Source organism: Phocaeicola sp. RTP21359st1_B8_RTP21360_211022 (assembly GCF_040911965.1).
GTDB lineage: Bacteria > Bacteroidota > Bacteroidia > Bacteroidales > Bacteroidaceae > Phocaeicola > Phocaeicola vulgatus.
This window is the reverse complement of the sequence record NZ_JBDFXP010000005.1, coordinates 15,888-35,559: the sequence shown is the minus strand read 5'-3', so window position 1 is coordinate 35,559 and position 19,672 is coordinate 15,888. Positions and strand designations below refer to the sequence as shown.

Annotated in this window: 20 protein-coding genes; 2 read left to right on the top strand and 18 right to left on the bottom strand. The window is 40.3% G+C overall.

Going from position 1 to position 19,672, the window contains the following annotated elements; genetic code table 11:
- Positions 1 to 3: 3 nt before the first annotated feature.
- The 4 genes from AB5062_RS03530 to rimP all read right to left on the bottom strand — a co-directional run bounded on the left by AB5062_RS03530 (position 4) and on the right by rimP (position 5,425).
- Positions 4 to 507 (bottom strand): CvpA family protein, encoded by a 504-nt coding sequence (locus tag AB5062_RS03530; RefSeq protein ID WP_005849667.1) that lies wholly within the window; start codon positions 505 to 507, stop codon positions 4 to 6.
- Between the two features lie 138 nt (positions 508 to 645).
- Positions 646 to 3,657, bottom strand: a complete 3,012-nt coding sequence (infB, locus tag AB5062_RS03525; RefSeq protein ID WP_005838853.1) for a translation initiation factor IF-2 — start codon at positions 3,655 to 3,657, stop codon at positions 646 to 648.
- 41 nt (positions 3,658 to 3,698) lie between these two features.
- On the bottom strand, positions 3,699 to 4,955 hold the full coding sequence (gene nusA, locus AB5062_RS03520) for a transcription termination factor NusA (RefSeq protein ID WP_005838852.1): 1,257 nt from the start codon (positions 4,953 to 4,955) through the stop codon (positions 3,699 to 3,701).
- Between the two features lie 2 nt (positions 4,956 to 4,957).
- Complete coding sequence (gene rimP / locus AB5062_RS03515; protein WP_005838850.1) at positions 4,958 to 5,425, bottom strand: ribosome assembly cofactor RimP; 468 nt, start codon at positions 5,423 to 5,425, stop codon at positions 4,958 to 4,960.
- A gap of 138 nt (positions 5,426 to 5,563) precedes the next feature.
- Here rimP and AB5062_RS03510 point away from each other — a divergent pair, with 138 nt between their 5' ends.
- Positions 5,564 to 5,983, top strand: a complete 420-nt coding sequence (locus tag AB5062_RS03510) for a hypothetical protein (protein ID WP_005838848.1) — start codon at positions 5,564 to 5,566, stop codon at positions 5,981 to 5,983.
- Here the strand turns inward: AB5062_RS03510 and araJ are convergent.
- The 11 genes from araJ to AB5062_RS03455 all read right to left on the bottom strand — a co-directional run bounded on the left by araJ (position 5,944) and on the right by AB5062_RS03455 (position 16,819).
- The gene (gene araJ / locus AB5062_RS03505; protein ID WP_032952221.1) at positions 5,944 to 7,104 is read right to left on the bottom strand and encodes an MFS transporter AraJ; all 1,161 of its coding nucleotides are present in this window, start codon (positions 7,102 to 7,104) and stop codon (positions 5,944 to 5,946) included. The two genes, AB5062_RS03510 and araJ, sit on opposite strands and share 40 nt — an antisense overlap.
- A 213-nt stretch (positions 7,105 to 7,317) precedes the next feature.
- Positions 7,318 to 7,566: a hypothetical protein gene (locus tag AB5062_RS03500; RefSeq protein WP_032952220.1), complete on the bottom strand. Its 249-nt coding sequence runs from the start codon at positions 7,564 to 7,566 to the stop codon at positions 7,318 to 7,320.
- A 20-nt stretch (positions 7,567 to 7,586) separates the two neighbouring features.
- The gene (locus AB5062_RS03495; RefSeq protein ID WP_007854970.1) at positions 7,587 to 8,657 is read right to left on the bottom strand and encodes a radical SAM protein; all 1,071 of its coding nucleotides are present in this window, start codon (positions 8,655 to 8,657) and stop codon (positions 7,587 to 7,589) included.
- On the bottom strand, positions 8,654 to 9,610 hold the full coding sequence (locus AB5062_RS03490) for a hypothetical protein (RefSeq protein ID WP_005838840.1): 957 nt from the start codon (positions 9,608 to 9,610) through the stop codon (positions 8,654 to 8,656). Before AB5062_RS03490 ends, AB5062_RS03495 begins: the two co-directional genes overlap by 4 nt.
- Positions 9,600 to 9,761: a hypothetical protein gene (locus tag AB5062_RS03485; protein ID WP_005849674.1), complete on the bottom strand. Its 162-nt coding sequence runs from the start codon at positions 9,759 to 9,761 to the stop codon at positions 9,600 to 9,602. The genes AB5062_RS03490 and AB5062_RS03485 overlap by 11 nt, the downstream gene beginning before the upstream one ends.
- Positions 9,762 to 10,004: 243 nt before the next feature.
- Positions 10,005 to 12,428, bottom strand: a complete 2,424-nt coding sequence (locus tag AB5062_RS03480; RefSeq protein WP_368326836.1) for a PL29 family lyase N-terminal domain-containing protein — start codon at positions 12,426 to 12,428, stop codon at positions 10,005 to 10,007.
- A 65-nt stretch (positions 12,429 to 12,493) separates the two neighbouring features.
- On the bottom strand, positions 12,494 to 12,994 hold the full coding sequence (locus tag AB5062_RS03475) for an AraC family transcriptional regulator (RefSeq protein WP_032934128.1): 501 nt from the start codon (positions 12,992 to 12,994) through the stop codon (positions 12,494 to 12,496).
- Between the two features lie 608 nt (positions 12,995 to 13,602).
- Positions 13,603 to 13,857: a hypothetical protein gene (locus AB5062_RS03470; protein ID WP_011965148.1), complete on the bottom strand. Its 255-nt coding sequence runs from the start codon at positions 13,855 to 13,857 to the stop codon at positions 13,603 to 13,605.
- Between the two features lie 171 nt (positions 13,858 to 14,028).
- Positions 14,029 to 14,679 (bottom strand): YbjN domain-containing protein, encoded by a 651-nt coding sequence (locus tag AB5062_RS03465; protein ID WP_032944181.1) that lies wholly within the window; start codon positions 14,677 to 14,679, stop codon positions 14,029 to 14,031.
- Positions 14,680 to 14,783: 104 nt separating this feature from the next.
- The gene (locus AB5062_RS03460) at positions 14,784 to 16,094 is read right to left on the bottom strand and encodes an acetylxylan esterase (RefSeq protein WP_005849681.1); all 1,311 of its coding nucleotides are present in this window, start codon (positions 16,092 to 16,094) and stop codon (positions 14,784 to 14,786) included.
- A 20-nt stretch (positions 16,095 to 16,114) separates the two neighbouring features.
- Entirely contained in the window at positions 16,115 to 16,819 is a 705-nt protein-coding gene (locus tag AB5062_RS03455; protein ID WP_011965145.1) for a M48 family metallopeptidase, read from the bottom strand.
- Between the two features lie 106 nt (positions 16,820 to 16,925).
- On the opposite strand from AB5062_RS03455, the gene AB5062_RS03450 reads away from it, so the two are divergent.
- On the top strand, positions 16,926 to 17,657 hold the full coding sequence (locus AB5062_RS03450; protein ID WP_011965144.1) for a head GIN domain-containing protein: 732 nt from the start codon (positions 16,926 to 16,928) through the stop codon (positions 17,655 to 17,657).
- A 197-nt stretch (positions 17,658 to 17,854) separates the two neighbouring features.
- On the opposite strand, the gene AB5062_RS03445 is transcribed toward AB5062_RS03450, so the two are convergent.
- The 3 genes from AB5062_RS03445 to argB form a co-directional block, all read right to left on the bottom strand.
- The gene (locus AB5062_RS03445) at positions 17,855 to 18,334 is read right to left on the bottom strand and encodes a hypothetical protein (protein ID WP_005849684.1); all 480 of its coding nucleotides are present in this window, start codon (positions 18,332 to 18,334) and stop codon (positions 17,855 to 17,857) included.
- Entirely contained in the window at positions 18,324 to 18,833 is a 510-nt protein-coding gene (locus AB5062_RS03440; RefSeq protein WP_005838819.1) for an RNA polymerase sigma factor, read from the bottom strand. The genes AB5062_RS03445 and AB5062_RS03440 overlap by 11 nt, the downstream gene beginning before the upstream one ends.
- A gap of 63 nt (positions 18,834 to 18,896) precedes the next feature.
- Positions 18,897 to 19,670: an acetylglutamate kinase gene (argB, locus tag AB5062_RS03435; RefSeq protein ID WP_005849685.1), complete on the bottom strand. Its 774-nt coding sequence runs from the start codon at positions 19,668 to 19,670 to the stop codon at positions 18,897 to 18,899.
- Between the last annotated feature and the right edge of the window lie 2 nt (positions 19,671 to 19,672).

Here is a 19,672-nt window from a genome sequence, read left to right as displayed (position 1 = left end):
ATCTTATATTTCTATTAATTGTTCTGTTACATTCTTAAATACCGGAAAAAAGATACCGGACAAGTCCCTCATAGAATAATATAACACTGATTCCTTCTTTTTTGTTGCACTGATCATCTCATTGTTCGGATCTATATATTCTATCACATGAATAGCTAACCCTATCAGTATCATATACTTCAATGCTCCCAATCCGCTGCCTAACCAACGGTTCAGCCATCCCAGGTGCACAGCATCCAATGCTTTTGTCAACAAAGAGGCGACGAACGCAAAACCTAAAGGTACAGCTATCCAGATCAATATAAAAGCCAAGACCTGTGCTACAGTCGTCGAAGTACCTAGAACCGGCGCCAACCTTTCGGCAACAATGCCAAACAAGGCACGAGCCATCAGCAATCCGGCTATCAACCCTACAATAGACGCCATCTGCTTCACAAATCCTTTTATTAATCCCATAATGACACCCACACCAATCATAGCCAATATAATAATATCTATTGTCGCCATCTTTATCGTTATTACAAAAAGCAGTAATGCCATTCTGAACAAAGCGAAGAATCTGCCAGCCCACGCGCTGGGCGAGGTGCCAGATCCTTCGCTATGCTCAGGATGACATTACCATCTATATTCTCAGACTTCAGTGTATTACAAAGTCTGTTTAACCTCTACTTCTTCGTAAGCTTCAATAATATCACCGACCTTGATATCGTTACAGTTTGTCAGACTGATACCACATTCAAAGTTAGTACCTACTTCTTTCACATCATCCTTGAAACGCTTCAAAGCATTGATAGCACCGGTAAAGACTACAATACCATCACGAATCAAGCGTGCCTTATCAGAACGTTTCACCTTACCTGTCTTCACCATAGCACCGGCAACCAAACCGACCTTGGTAATATTGAAGACTTCACGCACTTCGATGGTTGCAGTAATCTGTTCCTTCAAAGTAGGTGCCAGCATACCTTCCATAGCAGCCTTCACTTCTTCAATCGCATCATAGATAACAGAATATTTGCGGATATCCACACCCTCCTGCTCAGCCAGTTTGCCGGCAGAACTTGAAGGACGAACCTGGAAACCTACAATAATCGCATCTGATGCAGCAGCCAAAGTCACATCCGACTCGGAAATCTGACCGACACCTTTGTGGATCACATTAACCTGTACCTGTTCTGTAGACAGTTTTATCAATGAGTCGCTCAACGCTTCGACAGAACCGTCCACGTCACCTTTAACAATCACATTCAGCTCATGGAAATCACCCAAAGCCAAACGACGGCCCACTTCATCCAATGTCAGCAGTTTCTGAGTACGCAAGCCCTGCTCACGCTGCAACTGTTCACGCTTGTTGGCAATGTCACGAGCCTCTTGTTCCGTATCAATCACATGGAAAGTATCACCTGCCGCAGGAGCACCGTTCAGTCCCAGAATCAATACCGGTTCGGAAGGACCGGCCTCCTTGATGCGCTGGTTACGTTCATTAAACATGGCTTTCACCTTACCATAACTAGTACCAGCCAAGACTATATCCCCCATTTTCAGCGTACCGTTTGCCACCAACATAGTAGCCACATAACCGCGTCCCTTGTCCAACGACGATTCAATGATAGAACCGGTTGCCTTGCGGTCGGGATTAGCCTTCAAATCCAACATTTCAGCTTCCAGCAATACTTTTTCCAACAAATCGTGTACACCTGTACCTTTCTTTGCCGAAATATCTTGCGACTGATACTTACCACCCCACTCTTCCACCAGGAAGTTCATGGCAGCCAGTTCTTCCTTAATCTTATCCGGATTGGCGTGCGGCTTATCCACCTTATTAATAGCAAATACGATAGGCACACCGGCAGCCATAGCATGATTAATCGCCTCTTTGGTCTGCGGCATCACATTATCATCGGCAGCTACAATAATAATAGCAATATCCGTCACTTTCGCACCACGGGCACGCATGGCGGTAAATGCCTCGTGACCCGGAGTATCCAAGAATGTAATATGACGTCCGTCTTCCAATTTCACATTGTAAGCACCGATATGCTGGGTGATACCACCTGCCTCACCGGCAATTACATTTGCTTTACGAATATAGTCCAGTAATGAAGTCTTACCATGGTCAACATGTCCCATTACTGTCACAATCGGAGCACGCGGCTGCAAATCTTCTTCGTTATCTTCCTCTTCTGTAATAGCCTGTGCTACCTCAGCACTTACATATTCTGTCTTGTATCCGAATTCTTCCGCTACCAGGTTGATTGTCTCGGCATCCAGACGCTGATTGATAGAGACCATGATACCGATACTCATACAAGTAGCGATAACCTGAGTAACAGGAATATCCATCATACTTGCCAATTCGTTCGCAGTAACGAACTCGGTCAGTTTCAATATTTTGCTATCTTCCTGTTCCATCTCCTCCTGTTCCATCAGGCGGTTCTGAACATTTTCACGTTTCTCCTTACGATACTTGGCAGCCTTGTTCTTAGTCTTGTTAGTCAGACGTGCCAATGTTTCCTTAACCTGCTTTGCCACATCTTCATCACTAACTTCCGCTTTTACAACAGGTTTCTTGAAACGGTCTTTATTAAATTTGCCTCCACCCTGATTGTTATTGCCATTAGGTTTGGAGTTATTGTTCCTATTCGGTCTGTTAGCGTTATCGTTACGTTGGTTATTATTAGATGCTCCTCCAGCATTTGTTGTACCGGCAGCATTTATATCCACACGTTCCTTATTTATTCTATTGCGTTTTTTCTTCTTTGCGGCATCATCGTTAACCGAGTTTTTAGAAATCTTATCGTCTCCCTTACGGATTTCTTTGATAATAGCATCCTTCATCAGTTTACGCTGTTCCTGACGCTGCTTATCTTTCTCTTCTCTCTCTTTCCGTTTTTCTTCCTTCGATTTCTTTTTCGGACGGGTAGACTGATTCAATGCAGCCAGATCAATCTGACCTACTACATTAATTTTCGATTTAAATTCAGTAGGACGAATTTTAAATACATCGTCTTCTTCTTTTTCCTGAACGGGTGCTGCTTCGGGTGTTTCTTTTTCCATCTCTTTCACCTGGGGTGTCTTTTCTTCCGTCTTTTCAATTTTAGGCTCTTTCTTCTCTTCCAGAACTGGAGCAGGAGCAGGTTGAGGAGCAGGTTCCGGTTTCTTTTCCTCTACCACCACAGGCTTCGGCGTTTCCTTCTCGGGTTGGGGAGTTTCCTTTCTCTCAACCACCTTTTCCACCACGGGTTCTGCTTTCGGAGTTTGTTCAATAACTTTCGCAACTGGTTCTACAACCTTTGGCGCAGTTTTCTTGTTCAAATTGTCCAGATCTATTTTACCCACTTGCTTCAGTTTGGGGCGTGCCTCTTCAGGAATAACAGTTTTCACCACCTCTTCTTTCTCTTTCTTAGATTCAAAACCTTCGATAGAGATAGAAGCTTTGTTGCGGTCCTTGTTCTGTCTTTCCTGACTAAATTTTTCAGACTCTATTTTTAAATTTTTATCTGTGCTGAACTCTTTCACAAGTACAGCATATTGTTCTTCGGTAATTTTCGCATTAGGACTAGCCTCAATGGTATAGCCCTTCTTCTGCAAGAATTCAACTACCGTCGTTATTCCTACATTTAAATCTCTTGTTACTTTGTTCAGTCTAATCGTCATACTCGTTTTTTAATTATTAACTACGAGCCGGGACTGAAGAGTTACTCTTCAAATTCAGCTCTTAAAACTCTCAACACGTCATCAACCGTGTTTTCTTCCAGGTCCGCTTTTTCTATCAACATCTCGCGCGGAGCATTCAATACAGCCTTGGCTGTATCCAATCCAATATTCTTGATGGCTGTGATAACCCACTCATCAATTTCATCCTTGAATTCATCAAGGTAGATATCCTCATCCATCGCGCTCTCATCCAATTCGCGGTACACATCAATCGTATATTCGGTAAGCATACTGGCGAGTTTGATATTCATTCCCCCCTTACCGATTGCCAAAGACACTTCTTCCGGTTTCAGATATACTTCTGCTTTTTTCTCTTCTTCGTGCAACACAATAGAAGAAATCTTAGCCGGACTCAACGCACGCTGAATGAACAACTGAATGTTAGAAGTATAGTTGATCACGTCGATATTTTCATTACGCAACTCACGCACAATACCGTGGATACGTGATCCTTTTACACCTACGCAGGCACCTACCGGGTCTATACGGTCGTCATACGACTCAACTGCTATCTTAGCACGTTCTCCGGGAATGCGCGCAATCTTCTTGATAGTGATCAACCCGTCATTGATTTCGGGTACTTCCATTTCAAACAGGCGTTGCAAGAACACAGGTGAAGTACGGCTCAGAATAATCTTCGGATTATTATTTTTATTATCTACACGGGCCACTACGGCACGGGCAGTTTCGCCTTTACGGTAGAAGTCACTCGGAATCTGTTCAGTCTTGGGCAAAAGCAGTTCGTTGCCTTCATCATCCAGCAACAACATTTCTTTCTTCCATATCTGATAGACTTCCGCACTGATTACAGTACCCACCCTATCAATATATTTATTATACAAGCTATCTTTCTCCAGTTCTAAAATCTTCGATGCCAGTGTCTGACGCAAGTTCAGAATGGCACGGCGACCAAACTTGGCAAAGATTACTTCATCGGTCACTTCCTCACCCACCTCATAAGACGCATCAATTTTCTGTGCCTCGGTCAATGAGATCTGCATATTGGGATTCGTCAAATCCTCATCTGCTACAACTTCACGGTTACGCCATATTTCAAAATCTCCCTTGTCAGGGTTCACAATAACGTCGTAATTTTCATCAGTGCCAAACATTTTCGCGATCACACTACGGAAAGACTCTTCGAGTACACTCACCATAGTTGTTCTATCAATATTCTTTAATTCCTTAAATTCCGAAAATGTATCAATCAAGCTGATTGTTTCTTCTTTTTTGGCCATAATTATTTAAAACTAATTAAGTATTTAGTGTATTTTATCTCATCATATGCAAAAGTAATATCCTCCTCTACCAGTTTGGGGCGTTTGGCTCCTTCCGGTTTCACTTTCTTTTCAATGGTTACGGTAAAGTTCTCTTCATTTGCATCCTTCAATACACCTTCCAGCTTCTTTCCCTCTTTAGTCAGGATTTCCACCTCCTTACCAATGTGTATCAAGTACTGTTGCAATACCTTGAAAGGTTGTCCTATACCGGCCGAACCCACTTCCAGTTCATAATCCTCTTCTTCACGGTCCAGTTTAGACTCAATATAGCGGCTAAGTTCTACACAATCGTCAATCCATACTCCCTCGGCATGGTCAATTTCTACCACAATTTTGTCATCCGGGCTCACCGTGACATCTACCAAAAAGTAATCTTTACCTTCCAGCCACTCGTCAACAATCCGGGTTACTACATTTTTATCTATCATTTATTCACTATTAAGAACAAAAAAAGGGCTTAATCAAGCCCCACCATTCATCCATTTCGGTGCAAAGATACAAATTATCTACCAGTGCTACAAAATATTCTATTAAAAAATTGTAGTTTTGCAGAAACTTATAACACTATGGATAAAAACAGTTTAAATACGAACAAGCAGTTCATGATAGGTAACGGTATGCTGGCTTTTGGAGTCTTTGCCGTTATTATCATTTTTTTGTATATGTCCTTCCGTTTCCAACGCAAGGCTGACAAAGTACAGACTTATGAAGGAGTCTACAACATAGAACTGACTAACAGTTTTGCCGGAGACAGTATAGCGGTATATCTAAATGACAGTCTGCTACTGGACCAAACCATGCCCGACGCCAACCTGAAAGTGGAGATAAAACGCTTTGCCGAAGATAATGTACTGATGGTCGTAGATAACAAAACAGACAAGACCACACCTTTCAACCTGAATCCGGAAGGTAGCCGGGTAGAGGTTAAAAAGAGTGGAGATGTAATTTATATCTTGGAAAGAGAAGCCGATTCCCTTTTGGAATAAAGGGAAACAGCGACAAAGCCGATCAATACGATAAAGACACCCACCAAAGCCGGATACCGATAACCCAATCCGGCATCTATGGGTAGCCCACCGGCATAAGCACCAATGGCATTGCCCAAATTAAAAGCGACTTGCACACAGGCCGCTCCCATCATTTCTCCTCCGCGTGAATTCCGGAGTAACAATAATTGTTGTGGAGCCGAAACAGCAAATAATCCTGCCGTACATATACACATCAATATTACTGCCAACCAAGAAACAGAAGCCGCAAAGAAAATGGCAAGCAAACCGGAAGCCATAATAACCTGTGTATATTTTACCACACGGGCAGCCCCATACTGATCAGAAAACTTTCCACCCATCAAGTTTCCTACAGTCATGCTAAGACCTGCCAGCACCATAATAAAAGTCATGCTGTTCTCACTGAAACCTGCCACATGTGTCATCAAAGGAGTAACATAACTATACCAACAAAAGATGCCTCCGTTTCCGAACATGGTCGTAAATATCAACAACCATGGAGCCAGATTCTTCAAAAAACGGAACTGTCCTTTCAAACCTGTATCTGGCAAAGCAGGCAGTGAAGGAACCCATTTCCAAATATAGAACAAAGTAATCAGTCCCCATACTCCATTAAAGAGAAAAGGAATACGCCAAGACATTATATTACTCATGAACGTACCCAAAGGTACACCAAAAAGATTGGCAATCGTCATACCCGACACCATCAATGCCACTGCCTGCGAACTTTTTCCTTTATCAGCCACTCTTTCCGCCACAATGGAACCAACCCCAAAGAAGGCGCCATGAGGCAATCCGGAAATAAAACGCATCATCAACATCATCCAATAATTCACTGAAGCGGCAGCACACAAATTACCACAAATATAAATAACCATCAAACCTAACAGAATATGTTTCAGCGGACGGGTACGAGCCACCAAAACCATCCCCGGTGCTCCTACGCACACACCTAGTGCATAAGCCGAAATAAAATGTCCTACTTGCGGAATACTTATATGCAAGTCCTTCGCTACATCGGGCAAAATGCCCATCATTACAAACTCGGCAATGCCCAATCCCAATGTGCCGAACGCCAAAGCCGTCAAACTCTTCTTCATACCTGAATAAAAACAATCCATTAATTAAAAAACGTACAAAAATAATTGTTATGTTTTCAGATATAAGTGTTTTTAGCACACTTTTATAAGAAAAGGAATGATTACTTGCTTTATGTCAATTTATTGTTGCCACATGCAAAAGAGGTCAAACATTTTAGCTTCACGTTCAGAGGTTAAAAAGAACAAACAAACTTCTCTACAAAGCCATGCTTACTAATCAACATTCACACTAAACAAACCTTTGCTTCCTGCTCCATTATCAACATCCCGTAAACTCTGATTGATTTTACATTCAGCACTTTTCAGTTTAGTACTTTTATACGAAAACAAGCCTTTGCTTCCTGCTCCGCTAGCGACAGCATTTGAACTTTTCGTTATTATACACCTATCACTCAATTCATAACCGTAATCCGGCTGAGTGCTTTCACCCACCCAAACATCTACAATTTCTTGTGTCTTCATAATTATAAACATTTAGTATATTAAGATAATTCTTTGTCTAAATAACACAAAATAAATTCGTTTCTCGCTTGCAATATTTCTGCAAAACTGTTTTTTACTATATTCACGTTCGGTAAAGCGATCTTATCAAGATACTTATAATGAATATCATCTGCACAGGATATAATGTAACCATCATGAGTAACGACCAATTCATTAAGGAATGGAATGCTGAGTAAAGGATAACTAAACTCCAACACCTTATTTCCCCTCTGATATTTCATTTTATTGCCTCTGTATATATATTCCTCTATTTTTCCGGTTAATATATTTTCTTTCAGAAACAGTTCATACGCCATTGCTTTCGTCATACAAATCCTTATATCAATAGCATCCGGACTGTTATCATTATTCATAAAATCAAGACAGAGTGAAACAAAACCAAGCAAGGATTCACACGACAAACTTTTCAATGGTTTCATTTCAAATGGTGAATAATACATGATAGGAGCAAAATTAAATTTATCAACTCCTAATTTCCAATATGCAAGCAACATGGATAATAAATCAGCTCCATTATCATCAAAAATAGTAGAAGTAATGTTTATTTTATCTCGATGCTCCACATTTTCAATCAACTCATAAACCGTATTGTATCCATTCTCACCCCTTATCAAATCATTGTATTTTCCAGAGCCCTCAAGACTAATTTCAAGGTATGAGATGTTGGTTGCAAGAACTTCGTCATACCCCTGAATATCCATACTCATTCCATTTGAAACAACTCCATAAAATATTCTCCTATCTTCCTTATATTCCGCTAAAAGATTCAGGATATCAAAGATTCTATTATCCAAAAAAGATTCTTTACCCGAAAAATGAAAATGTTTCATACCCATTCCAATAGCTTCATCAAGAAAACTTCTCCATCTTGCCAAAGAAACCGACTCTGATATGGGCCGGGCATCTCCAAAATAACAATGCCTACATTTCAGATTACATTTATTACTGACGAATGAATCTATAATCATAGGTTCATTCTGCCGCAGCTTGGCATCTATATGTTCCATAAAAGATGCCTTATCTATATATTTTTTCAGATTTCCAATCATCTGGCAACTTCGTAATACAATATATAAGTAGAATTCATTAACGGATTATCTTCTTCATAAGATATCGTATCTGTGATTTCGGACATATCAACGTCCAAAATCAACTGGGCCTTATCCATACCGACTTTATATTTATATATACTTGCCGATTTAAAACCTATATCTTCTTTACATTCCAAAGACATTTTCAGATGTTTCACCGTACCTGCCAAAAAATTAGGCAATGTAGTATAGTCGCAATCTGTAATATTCAACATATTAGGCCAGCACCATTCAATCATCAAATCAACAATACTACCGGGACTTTTTACTTTGCCATAAGAAACAACAACCTGCTTCAACAAAGAATCCTGTCCGTTATCAGCAATTCTTGCACATAATTTTTTCTGCTTCCCACCAACACGCTCGAACGCTTGTATGTTTATATCTTCAAAGTTAACAATGGTATCACCTGCCACCAGCAGTTGGAATGTACTGATTTTATGCGAAACAACACCTCTTATATTTAATCGGACAAAGGAATCTCTCTTGTTTCCCATACCTCTTTTTTCTATTGTATTCTTTATCTCTATTGAATCAATATCAATGTTATTCTGTATATATTCCCCCAATTCATTGTATAAATACTCTGTGGTCAAGAAAAAGCGTCCTTTGAATGGCACAATTTTCATCATTTCCTGCAATGAACGAATCATTGCATCTTGCTCGTTCAATTTAACATTCAATACTTCCACCCTTTGACTCATCGATTTGTACCGTTCCCTCAACATAGCAAAAATAATAGTCAGGCATACAAATACATATACTACCCACGCAGGAAACGAAAGCAAAATTGATTTAATATCAAGATCAGGCTGCGTAAATAGTTGCAAAGCCTGTATAACCCCACCCAGTGTTGCAAAGCCGCCAAATGTCTTTATACCTAAGTTGTACAAGTATAATCTATTTTCCATATTGTGGTTTGTCTGTTTCTAGTTGCTTTAACTCATTATTCAAAATGTCTATTTCTCTCTGTATATCGTTCCATTCCAAACGCCCAGTTGTCATCTTCTGCTTTAACTTCAAATCCCTGATTTTTTTCTTTATCTCTTCTATTTTATTCATGGTATATACAATTTATTGATTACAAATTCAATGAACAGACTCTAAGCGGGAAAGAAACAAACTATTCTTCAGAGTCATTTCCTTTAAAAAAAAGCGGGGAAAGAAACGCCCGTTGCCGGATACGTATGCTTTCCCCGCTTGAAAGAATTTATAATTTCTACTTTGGGTAGAAGTTGCTTCTCACGAAGGAGAAGCGGACTTTTACTTTATAGTATGATTATTTTTTAATCATCTAAATTCAGATTAGAGGTTAGATTTTACAGTTACAGGAATTGTACCAACCGCAACACCCCAAGTGTATGTAACCGTAACTTTCACATTGATAGTCTTGTTGGCTGTCAAAGCTACACCATCATTCTGCCATGTAAATTCACCCGTTGTAGCATTTACACTAGCTCCCTTAGCAGCATCCTCTTCCGATACTTCGAACTTAGCTGCCTGAGCATTATAGTAACCGGCAATAGTAGCATCCATCGTACCGTTTTCAATTACTTTTTCACCAGCAATGCTTACCAAGTTGATTGCAGAATTCAACTGCAATTTATCGGCAGGATTCTTCTTGTCTGTAGTTTCAAACTTGGCATCTTTCTTCAAAGTGATATTCTTCAACGGGTCAGCAAACTTAACCTGGATCTTAGTACCATTGTCAATCTTCTGGCCATTAATCAGAACAAATACCATTACATCAACCGGATCGATCTTAGAAATGTTGATACGGTTACCTTCTTTATCATTGCAAGATCCTGTATAGGTCAGGATATTGTTAGTCAAATCAAAATCTGTACGAGTTTCACCAGCTACTGTTTCAAATACCAAATCAAGGTCTTTATTCTTATATCCGCGACGTAAGTCACCAGACATGACATAATTAGAACCTACAAGTTTACCGGCATTAATCATATAACCGTCTTTCCAGTAATCATTGTCTTTAACCAAAGTTACTTCAGGATATACTACCTTAACCTCATAAACAACTTCTGCACCTGTATTACCAATCTTAAATACTACTTTGTACTTGCCAAGCTGCTCCTTAGTCAAGATATTCTTAACATCTACATACAAGAAGTTTTCATTGTTTTCATATGCTGTGCCAGCAGAAATAACACCATTACTACTGATTGTTTGTACATATTCACTTCTTTCTGCATCCCAAATATAATATTCACGAGTATATCCTGCACTCCAGAATGTTTGAGAAGACATGCCCAATGTATTATATACATCATTCATATCAAACTTGAATCTATAATCTTTTGATTCAAGAGTTAATTCATGAGTTTCAGATTTGGTATAAGTCTTAGTAGTAGCAATCTTCTCAACTGACGATACAGTCAATTCTTTTTCAGCCAATTTATATCCGTCTTTCTTATCATATACAGATACGATGAAAGTACAATTATGACCTACAGAAGAAATTTGTCCATTCGTTTTGATAACACCATTTTCTACAGTGAAATAATTGCCTTTGTCTTCACCAGCTTTCTTAGCTACTTCGTAGTAAGGAGCAAAACCGTATTTTCTCAAATCTTTGTATGAATTATAAGAAGTGTAGTCGCCAACACTTAAAGTATCAGCAACATTCAGTTCACCTGTATATAAAAGGTTCATCGGAATAGTGGTACTCCAATTCATATAGGATTCATCTCCATTATCATCCTTACGAGCTTCGAATACTGTCAAGTTTCTACGATCGATTGTTTGAGATGTAAGCAAATGGTAAGTAGAAATTGCGCTCTGTGCATCATTCTGAACCTGTAAAGCCACAGCATATTTCTTATTCTTCAAAGAGAATGCTTCACCAGCTTTAGCTTTTACAGTCAAAACACCATCAGCAAACGATTTGTCAGCAACATCTAAGATAGAACCTGCAGCTCTTGACTGTACTTCATTTACCAAGAAACCAATATTTGCTTTTGCCAAATCAATACTTGCAGGAGAAACACGATAGTTGAAAACAATATCGTTAGTCAATGAAACATTATTATCCCACAAATGGTTCTTATCGTTAAGATCGTCACCAACAGAAATATTGATAGCAACTACTTTAGTCTGCATATCACTATATGTCGGCATAAACACCACGTTCAAAGCAGCTGCAGCGGCAGTAGCAGGAAGAACGATTGACTCATATTCCCCGGTAGTCTGGTTATACACATGCAATTCATAGTTATCACCATTCTTCACCACGTAGGTACTGGTTCCGGCAGCAGAGATACCTGTATCTTCCACTTCTTTTGTCTCGGTGTTATAAGCAAACCAGTTACCGTTTTCACCGATATAAGGAGATACACCAGCAACACCAGCTTCGCCAGCTTGACCAACAGCCTGATACTCGGTCTTTACATCATTCTTATACCAGAAACCGTCAGTACCAATCTCCCATTTCACAGCATCAGCACCAGCAGCACCATCTTTACCATTCGTAATGGTATAAGAAGTGTTATCCGAAAAAGTTACGGTAAAACCACCAGTAGTTGGAGCCAAACTTGTAATCCATTTGCCTTCATTTACTTTTGCCTGTAAAGCACTCAGATCTCCTTTAAGAGTCGACAACTCTTTATTGATGTTGTCAATGTCATCATCATAGTCTTTACAAGACACAAATGTTCCCGTTGACGAAACCATCAAGGCTCCGAACAGGATTGCACTTAAAAACTTTTTGTTCATAATAGAAAAACTTTAAATTTATAAATTTAAAAAACTAAAATTGATTATACATATTAATCTCATTATTAATATCTTAGTTCGTTTATTACCTGTAGTTCCCGTTTCCTCCTTTCCCGTGACTGATAAGACAAAGGTGACACACCCGCAACCTTACTGAAAGCTGAATAGAAAGCGCTTTTAGAAGCGAAACCGCAACTACGAGGCAAGTCATTCAATGCACAACGACCGAAACTAAGAAGCTCCTTGGCATATTCCACACGATAGCCGTTCACAAGCTCCTTCAAGTTACAGCCAAAGTATTTGTTTACTACATTACTCAGGTAGGTCTGGTTTGTTTCAAGCAAATCGCTCAGTTTTTTCAGCGAAAGCGAAGTGTCAAGGAATATCTGACGTATCTCAAGCTGGTACAATATAGCTTTATATATACGGCAGTCCACTTTACGAATATTCGCTTCCTTGCCGACAAACTCCTCCTCCCAATGCCGCTGGGCGGCCTTGAAAAGCAAGTTCTTCTGCCGCTCGGAAACGGCGCTACTTCGTTTACGTCTTAGAAATAGATATTCCATCTGCTCTATGTTAATTTCATTCATTCTCATCGCTTCAAAGACATACTTTATCATATAATAAAGGAACTTAAAAACGACATTTTCTATAGATCTCTTACCAAGAGATCTATAGAAAGTAACTAATGAACAATATATCAACATATTATATCCTATTTCAAATAGGATAAAGGAGTATAAAAATGGACTTGGAAGCTTATTTTTTATATAAATTCCTATTTTTTTTGCCAAAAATGTATTAGTTCTCAAAACTTTGCTTATTTTTGCACAGAAAATGTATATCTCTTGGTAAGAGATATACAAATAAGCATATATAAAAGAAGGAAACAATCAATTGTTAATCAATTGATTACTATCACAAAAAAGAGATTCTCTCCTTAAAAAAGATTCACCGAAATAATTTGAACAAACTCTTTGAACGGAAATCGGTCAACAAGTTTCAAGCATCAAGCCAACTTAATCACTTTACGAAGTCAATTTCTCCAGAAAAGAACTTAAAGAAACATTATTTCCTGAGCCGATAAACCGGTAACTTGGGCAATTTACATCAAATGCAATACCGACCTGTTTCATTTTTAGCATTCTTCCTTACGACCTGTTTCAAATCCTTCCTAAAGACCTGTTTCGAGTCCCTCTTTAAGGTCCTCCTCACGTCCTTTCTTCAATTGGGTAGACATTACGCTATACCAATCACGGAAGCTCTTCAAATTTTCCCAATGTTCACCAAACTCCCTAGAGGTGAATTTCGCAATCTCGGCAGCCTCGAAAAAACGATCGAATACACGGCTCTGCAACGCACACAGACGCTCAAGAAGGGAAGATAGATTACGCAGAACGAACAGGCATTTGTCAAACATGCCCTCCATCTTATCTTCCTTCTTGTTGAACTTCAGGATTTCAAGAAGCAAGGACTTAAAGATAAGAAAAAAAATCCTTAAGAGAAAAAGGATTTAGCATAAGTATAAACACAAATAAAGTTGCTTTGAACCATACATCAAAGCAACTTTCATAAAAGCCGGAACGAATGAAAACATTCCTTATTTTTTCTCTTCTTCGACAGAAGACAGTGGCGTACTGTTCTCTTTATAAGCAGCAAATCCTTTCACCTTTGTCCGTTCCTTATTAACACTTTCCGAAGCGGCACTACCCAGTTGCTGCAAATTTTGCTTGATAGCATCGTGAGTAACAAAGAAATGATCGAGCATAGCTTTCAGATATTCGTCCAATTGGCCTTCTTTGGGAGTAAAGACCGTATGACATTTGGAATGAAGCCCCACGTTTTTCTCATCCTCATCCGCCGTAAAGACAGTGGTCACCAACGAATCCACATTGACCAGATTGACAATCTCTTTTAAGTAAGGTAAAGCCGGATTATCCATACTGATAGACGCCCACCACGGATTCCATATCATGATGAACCGGGCCTCATCTTCCACCGCAATATAAAAATCATCACCTTGATATTTAAAGACAATATGTCCTTCCTCATTGGTTTCCGGCTGACAGCCTATCTTTTTGAGCACAGCTATAACCAGCTCTTCCGTACCGATATCCTCCAAGTCTTCCTTTGTCATACGGTCCAAACGGTCTCTACGTTTTTTACGCTCATGACGGATGCGAAGAACTAAAAATGCAAGCGGCCACAATGCCAATGCAATAACAGCGATTAGAATGGTGAGGTCGGTCATATCTGTTTGCGATTTAAGGGTTCAACATCAAAATACAGATAGTTGCTACACTATGCTAAACAAATATAGCAATTATAATCTTAAAAACATCTATTTCCATCGATTTATTTCAAGTGTTTCTTTATCCAAAGCAAATGCCCGTATTCTGTGTCTTCAGAAGTCCAGTGCTCGTTGACTGGAGTAATCAACGCCTCTTTCGGACAGTTCAGTACATTATAGACAATGTAACTGGTAGTAGGAGGACAAGTATTGTCATTGAATCCCCATGTCATATAAACAGGAACAGTAATCTGTTTGGCAAAATTCACCACATCATAATATGCAAGGGTCTTCATCTTGGCAGGTGTATCCATATCTACCGTATTCTTAAAAAGATGAGGATATCCCCCGGCACGACCGGCTTTGTAACCTGCCATATCACTTAAAGCGGGATGGTTTGCCACACATGCCGTAACACGCTTGTCAAGTCCTGCCGTAATCAAAGCCAAAGCTCCCCCTTGGCTCCCCCCTTGCACAATAACATTTTTACCATCCCATTCAGGTAATGAAGTCAGCAAATCAATGCTGCGGACACAAGCCAGATAAACCCGTTTCATATAATAATTTTCACGGCTATCCAAGCCGTTTACCAAATAACCGTTTTCCCGACTACTGAAAGCGCGGCTTATTTCGCCGAAAGTGTCCTCATCCAGCTCCGGATTCAAGCCGTGGATTTCTATCTCAAAGCGGATACAGCCTTCTTCCGCATAATATTTATGCCTCATAGGCCCTTTGATCGTCTTGATACCTGCTCCCGGAGGACACAGTACTACCGGATACTTTCCTTCCGCCTTAGGATAGAACAGATAACCATAAATACACTGGTTCTGCTTATTCAGCTGAAGTCTGATCAAGTAACAGTCTATTTTGTCCGTAGAATATTTCTCTACGTACTCTTTGGTATAAGTCAGAGGGAACCGGGCTGCTTCCGCCTTAGTCTTATTCCAGAATTCATTAAAATCAGAAGGCAACTGGGTATAGGGTTGAAGCTTCTCAGGAGAGAAGCCGACTTTGATATGGTGGGAATAAGTTTTACCTCCTAGTTTAGCCGTCAGACGACAATCACGAAAACCGGGCTCTTTCATTGTCCCCATAGAAATAACCGCTTTTCCATTCTTCAGTTTTACAGTTCCCTTGGTATCCGAAGGCATCATGTCGCCTCCCAACTCATATAAAACCTCCACACCATCTTGCGGAATACCATATTTATAGAACTGAACCTCGATCTTCGCTTTCTCGCCTGTCTTGTACAACCAGTCGGCATGATCGGGTACAGTTACCCAAAGCACATCACTCCGATAAGGATAATTTTCGGCCGCTGCTGAAAGAACGAACAAGACAGCCCCAATAAGCATGCTTAAAAATCTGTTTTTCATTGTAATTCTATTTAATGGTTCTAAAAATCAGTATTAAATCTGCGTAACTCCGCACGCAAGGCACGAGCTCTCCCTCCTGTCATACTATCCAGCAATTCCCAAAAACGAGGACCGTGATTCATTTCCTTGGTATGAGACAATTCGTGTAACAGTACATAGTCCATCAAATGGGGAGGCAACAACATCAAATAACAGGAAAGATTGATACTGCCTGTCCCCGAACAACTTCCCCATCTTCCCCTGCTGCCGGTAATCTTCACACGTTTAAATGGCAAATGATACTGTTCGGACAAGGCAGATAAAAGAGGTGGCAGATACTCTTGTGCATTTTTCTTCATGGCACGGATGATGGCATTACGTACCAGCCTTTGTACTTCAGGTAAAGAAAAATCCACATTCCGCGGACAGATAATCTTGACTCCCTCCTCGGTAAAACGTACGGAAAAGCAAGTAAAGTTACCTTGCTCCAGCCATAAACGGAAACAGGGAGTGTGAATACGAAAATTTAGATCAATCGGTTTCTTGCTCACTTTCCTCCAGTCCTCCAACAGACGTTGCCTGTATTGCTCCACCACCTCCAGCACTTTGCTGCTTAAACTATAAGGAGGAACAGTAACATGCAGTCCATCGGGCTTTACCCGCATAGTAACATTACGCGCCAGCTTGTGTGTACGCACTATAATACGGTCAAAATCTTTATCCGGAAGTACTCTTTTAGTTGCCATACGGATACAAAGATACAGCTTTCCAATAAAAAAAGGCAGAGATTTGCAACTTTCCAGGAATCTTCACCGTCTAATTAACAGAAACCAATTAAATATATATATTACCATGAGAACAAAAACTATTTATTTTTTCAGTCTTTTTCTGACAATCACAATGATGACAGGCTGTTTCCACATATCATCAGGCCCGAAACCCAGCAAGAGTAAAATGACCAAAAAATATAGCGTAACTCCTTTCAATAAGATAGAGAACAAAGCACCTGCCAACATTGTCTTTACTCAAGGGAATGTGACCAAAGTAGAAGCCGACGGTCCGGATAATTACATCCCCCAACTCATTGTCATGGTCAAAGACAGTACGCTGAGTATCAGTATGGATAAAGACAAATTCAAAAACTTCAAAAGTTCAAAAATCAATATCTCAATTACCAGTCCGGTTTTATGCAATATCAAGCAAAGAGGTGTAGGAAGTATTTATCTGAAAGACAGCGTGAAAGTAACAGATCTTTCTATCAGTGCCGAAGGTGTGGGGAGTATTGAAGCAAATGCATTAATGGCACGTTGCATCAAAGTATCCCAAGAAGGAGTAGGCAGTATCAATTTAAAGGGACAGGCCGGTCATGCGACATATTATTTGGAAGGAGTAGGCAGCCTGAAAGCAAAAGACATGATTGTTTCTGATGTTGTAGTTGAACAAAACGGTGTGGGAAGTGTTTCTTGTTATGCATCCGGGACGATAAATATCAGTGCCCAGGGAGTAGGAAGTGTAAACTACTACGGTGACCCTCGGGTTACCGGACTAAAAAAATCCGGAATCGGAAGCGTTAAGAGCAAATAACTCATTTCATAACTCTCTCTTTACATTAAATTATCTACCAAGCAAAAAAGGATTACTGCTCACGCGGTAATCCTTTTTAAAATTATTTAGTTAGTTAATTTAAAATTTGAGAGAATTGAAACTTCACAGCCTCGAATTAAAAAGTTGTTTTAATAAGCACTAACTATCATATTTATATAAAAGCAAATGAAAATGTTCTAATTTGTTTTCCCTGTCCCTGTACCGGTATCATCAGCGGTAATCTTTGTCACCGTATCTGTAGGCAATACAGGTTCGTATGCCACTTGGGGATCGGTAGTAGAATCCTGATACTCATCGTGTACCGATACCGTATCACTATCACCGCCTTCCATAGCGTGTTGCATCACTGTACCCATAAGAAACAACACGGCAATCATTGCAGCCGCTTTAAACAGAGGCATAAAGCGCGTACGCATAGTCAGACGTTGCGCTTTTACCACCGGTCTTTCTATCCGGGTCAGGATTCTGGTATCAAAATCATCGCCCAAACCTTTCTCCTTCTCCACATCCTGATAAGCAAACAACTGCTTGTAACGGAGTAAATGAGCAGGCACTTCCTTCTGACGAAAGAATGAACGTAGTATTTGCTCTTCTTCCAATGAAGTTTCGCAATTCCAATAACGTTCCAAAAGCTGTTCAATATATTTATAATCCATAATCCTCTATTTCAGTGTATCTTTGTTTTATCTTCTGCCGGGCACGGAAAAGGGTTACTTTCACCTGTTCTTCCGTAATCTGCAGAATATCTGCAATCTCTTTATAACTCTTTCCTTCCACATCCCTCAACTGCATAGTTGTACGCTGTCTTTCGGGAAGCTCATTGACCAGACGGTGAACCAACTGTATTTGTTCGTTCTGCGCCAACCGGTCATAAGGCGTCAATGTATCAGGCATCTCCCGCACTTCAGAGGTCAGTTGCAAATTCTGCGCTTCCATCTTCTGGCTGCGGTCAATTGCCAAGTTACGAGCAATGGTCAGGCAATATGCCTCGATGGATTCAAACTGCGGCCATTCATCCCGCTTGTTCCATACCCTGATCATCGTATCCTGCACCACATCCTCCGCTTCAGCACTATTCAGCGTAATACGAAGCGCCAACCTGTAGAGCTTGTCTTTCAGGGGCAGAATATCGTTTCGGAAACTGATCTCTCGCATTGCTCTGTAATAATGACGGGTGAGTTACACTAAAGTTACACTCACCCGCCTGTTTTTTTTGAATTATTTTTTGATTACGGTTCCACTTCCTTCATTAATGGCTGATGCTAAGGTTATTACCACCTGACTGACTCCTGCATCAATAGCAGAAAAAGAATTTTCCAGCTTGGGAATCATCCCTCCTTGAATAATGCCTTGCGCTACAAATTCTTTAAACTCTTCAGGAGTAATGACAGGAATTACACTGTCATCATCATTTTCGTCACGCAATACGCCCTTTTTCTCAAAGCAATAAACCAATGTCACATCAAACAAGGACGCCAATGCTTTGGCGGTTTCTCCGGCAATGGTATCAGCATTGGTATTCAGCATGCTTCCTTTACCGTCATGGGTCAATGGAGCCATAACAGGCACAATGCCCTGACGGATCAATGTCGCCAGAAAACCGGCATTTACTTTCTCCACATCACCAACAAAGCCATAGTCCACATCTTTTACCGGACGCTTTACCGAACGGATCACATTCATATCGGCTCCGGTCAGTCCAATGGCATTCACACCTTTTGCCTGAAGACCGGCTACAATATTCTTGTTCACCAGTCCGCCATATACCATGGTTACCACTTTCAGCGTTTCTGCATCCGTAATGCGGCGGCCATTCACCATCTTGCTTTCAATCCCTAGTTGTGCCGCCAGTCTGGTAGCAGAGCGCCCGCCACCGTGTACCAACAACTTATAACCTTCTATAGCAGAGAAATCAGCCAACAACTGATTAAGTGTAGACTCTTCCTCTACAATTTTTCCACCTACTTTTATGATAGTCAGTTTCTCTTTCATGC

What these genes read in the sequence shown, in the direction of transcription:
- AB5062_RS03450 (WP_011965144.1), top strand. Translation starts at nt 16,926, where the DNA reads ATGAGAACAAAAACTATTTATTTTTTCAGTCTTTTTCTGACAATCACA.
- AB5062_RS03455 (WP_011965145.1), bottom strand. Translation starts at nt 16,819, where the DNA reads ATGGCAACTAAAAGAGTACTTCCGGATAAAGATTTTGACCGTATTATA.
- infB (WP_005838853.1), bottom strand. Translation starts at nt 3,657, where the DNA reads ATGACGATTAGACTGAACAAAGTAACAAGAGATTTAAATGTAGGAATA.
- AB5062_RS03510 (WP_005838848.1), top strand. Translation starts at nt 5,564, where the DNA reads ATGGATAAAAACAGTTTAAATACGAACAAGCAGTTCATGATAGGTAAC.
- AB5062_RS03485 (WP_005849674.1), bottom strand. Translation starts at nt 9,761, where the DNA reads ATGAATAAAATAGAAGAGATAAAGAAAAAAATCAGGGATTTGAAGTTA.
- AB5062_RS03460 (WP_005849681.1), bottom strand. Translation starts at nt 16,094, where the DNA reads ATGAAAAACAGATTTTTAAGCATGCTTATTGGGGCTGTCTTGTTCGTT.
- AB5062_RS03475 (WP_032934128.1), bottom strand. Translation starts at nt 12,994, where the DNA reads ATGGAATATCTATTTCTAAGACGTAAACGAAGTAGCGCCGTTTCCGAG.
- AB5062_RS03530 (WP_005849667.1), bottom strand. Translation starts at nt 507, where the DNA reads ATGGCGACAATAGATATTATTATATTGGCTATGATTGGTGTGGGTGTC.
- AB5062_RS03500 (WP_032952220.1), bottom strand. Translation starts at nt 7,566, where the DNA reads ATGAAGACACAAGAAATTGTAGATGTTTGGGTGGGTGAAAGCACTCAG.
- AB5062_RS03490 (WP_005838840.1), bottom strand. Translation starts at nt 9,610, where the DNA reads ATGGAAAATAGATTATACTTGTACAACTTAGGTATAAAGACATTTGGC.
- araJ (WP_032952221.1), bottom strand. Translation starts at nt 7,104, where the DNA reads ATGAAGAAGAGTTTGACGGCTTTGGCGTTCGGCACATTGGGATTGGGC.
- AB5062_RS03480 (WP_368326836.1), bottom strand. Translation starts at nt 12,428, where the DNA reads ATGAACAAAAAGTTTTTAAGTGCAATCCTGTTCGGAGCCTTGATGGTT.
- AB5062_RS03470 (WP_011965148.1), bottom strand. Translation starts at nt 13,857, where the DNA reads ATGGAGGGCATGTTTGACAAATGCCTGTTCGTTCTGCGTAATCTATCT.
- nusA (WP_005838852.1), bottom strand. Translation starts at nt 4,955, where the DNA reads ATGGCCAAAAAAGAAGAAACAATCAGCTTGATTGATACATTTTCGGAA.
- AB5062_RS03445 (WP_005849684.1), bottom strand. Translation starts at nt 18,334, where the DNA reads ATGGATTATAAATATATTGAACAGCTTTTGGAACGTTATTGGAATTGC.
- argB (WP_005849685.1), bottom strand. Translation starts at nt 19,670, where the DNA reads ATGAAAGAGAAACTGACTATCATAAAAGTAGGTGGAAAAATTGTAGAG.
- rimP (WP_005838850.1), bottom strand. Translation starts at nt 5,425, where the DNA reads ATGATAGATAAAAATGTAGTAACCCGGATTGTTGACGAGTGGCTGGAA.
- AB5062_RS03440 (WP_005838819.1), bottom strand. Translation starts at nt 18,833, where the DNA reads ATGCGAGAGATCAGTTTCCGAAACGATATTCTGCCCCTGAAAGACAAG.
- AB5062_RS03465 (WP_032944181.1), bottom strand. Translation starts at nt 14,679, where the DNA reads ATGACCGACCTCACCATTCTAATCGCTGTTATTGCATTGGCATTGTGG.
- AB5062_RS03495 (WP_007854970.1), bottom strand. Translation starts at nt 8,657, where the DNA reads ATGATTGGAAATCTGAAAAAATATATAGATAAGGCATCTTTTATGGAA.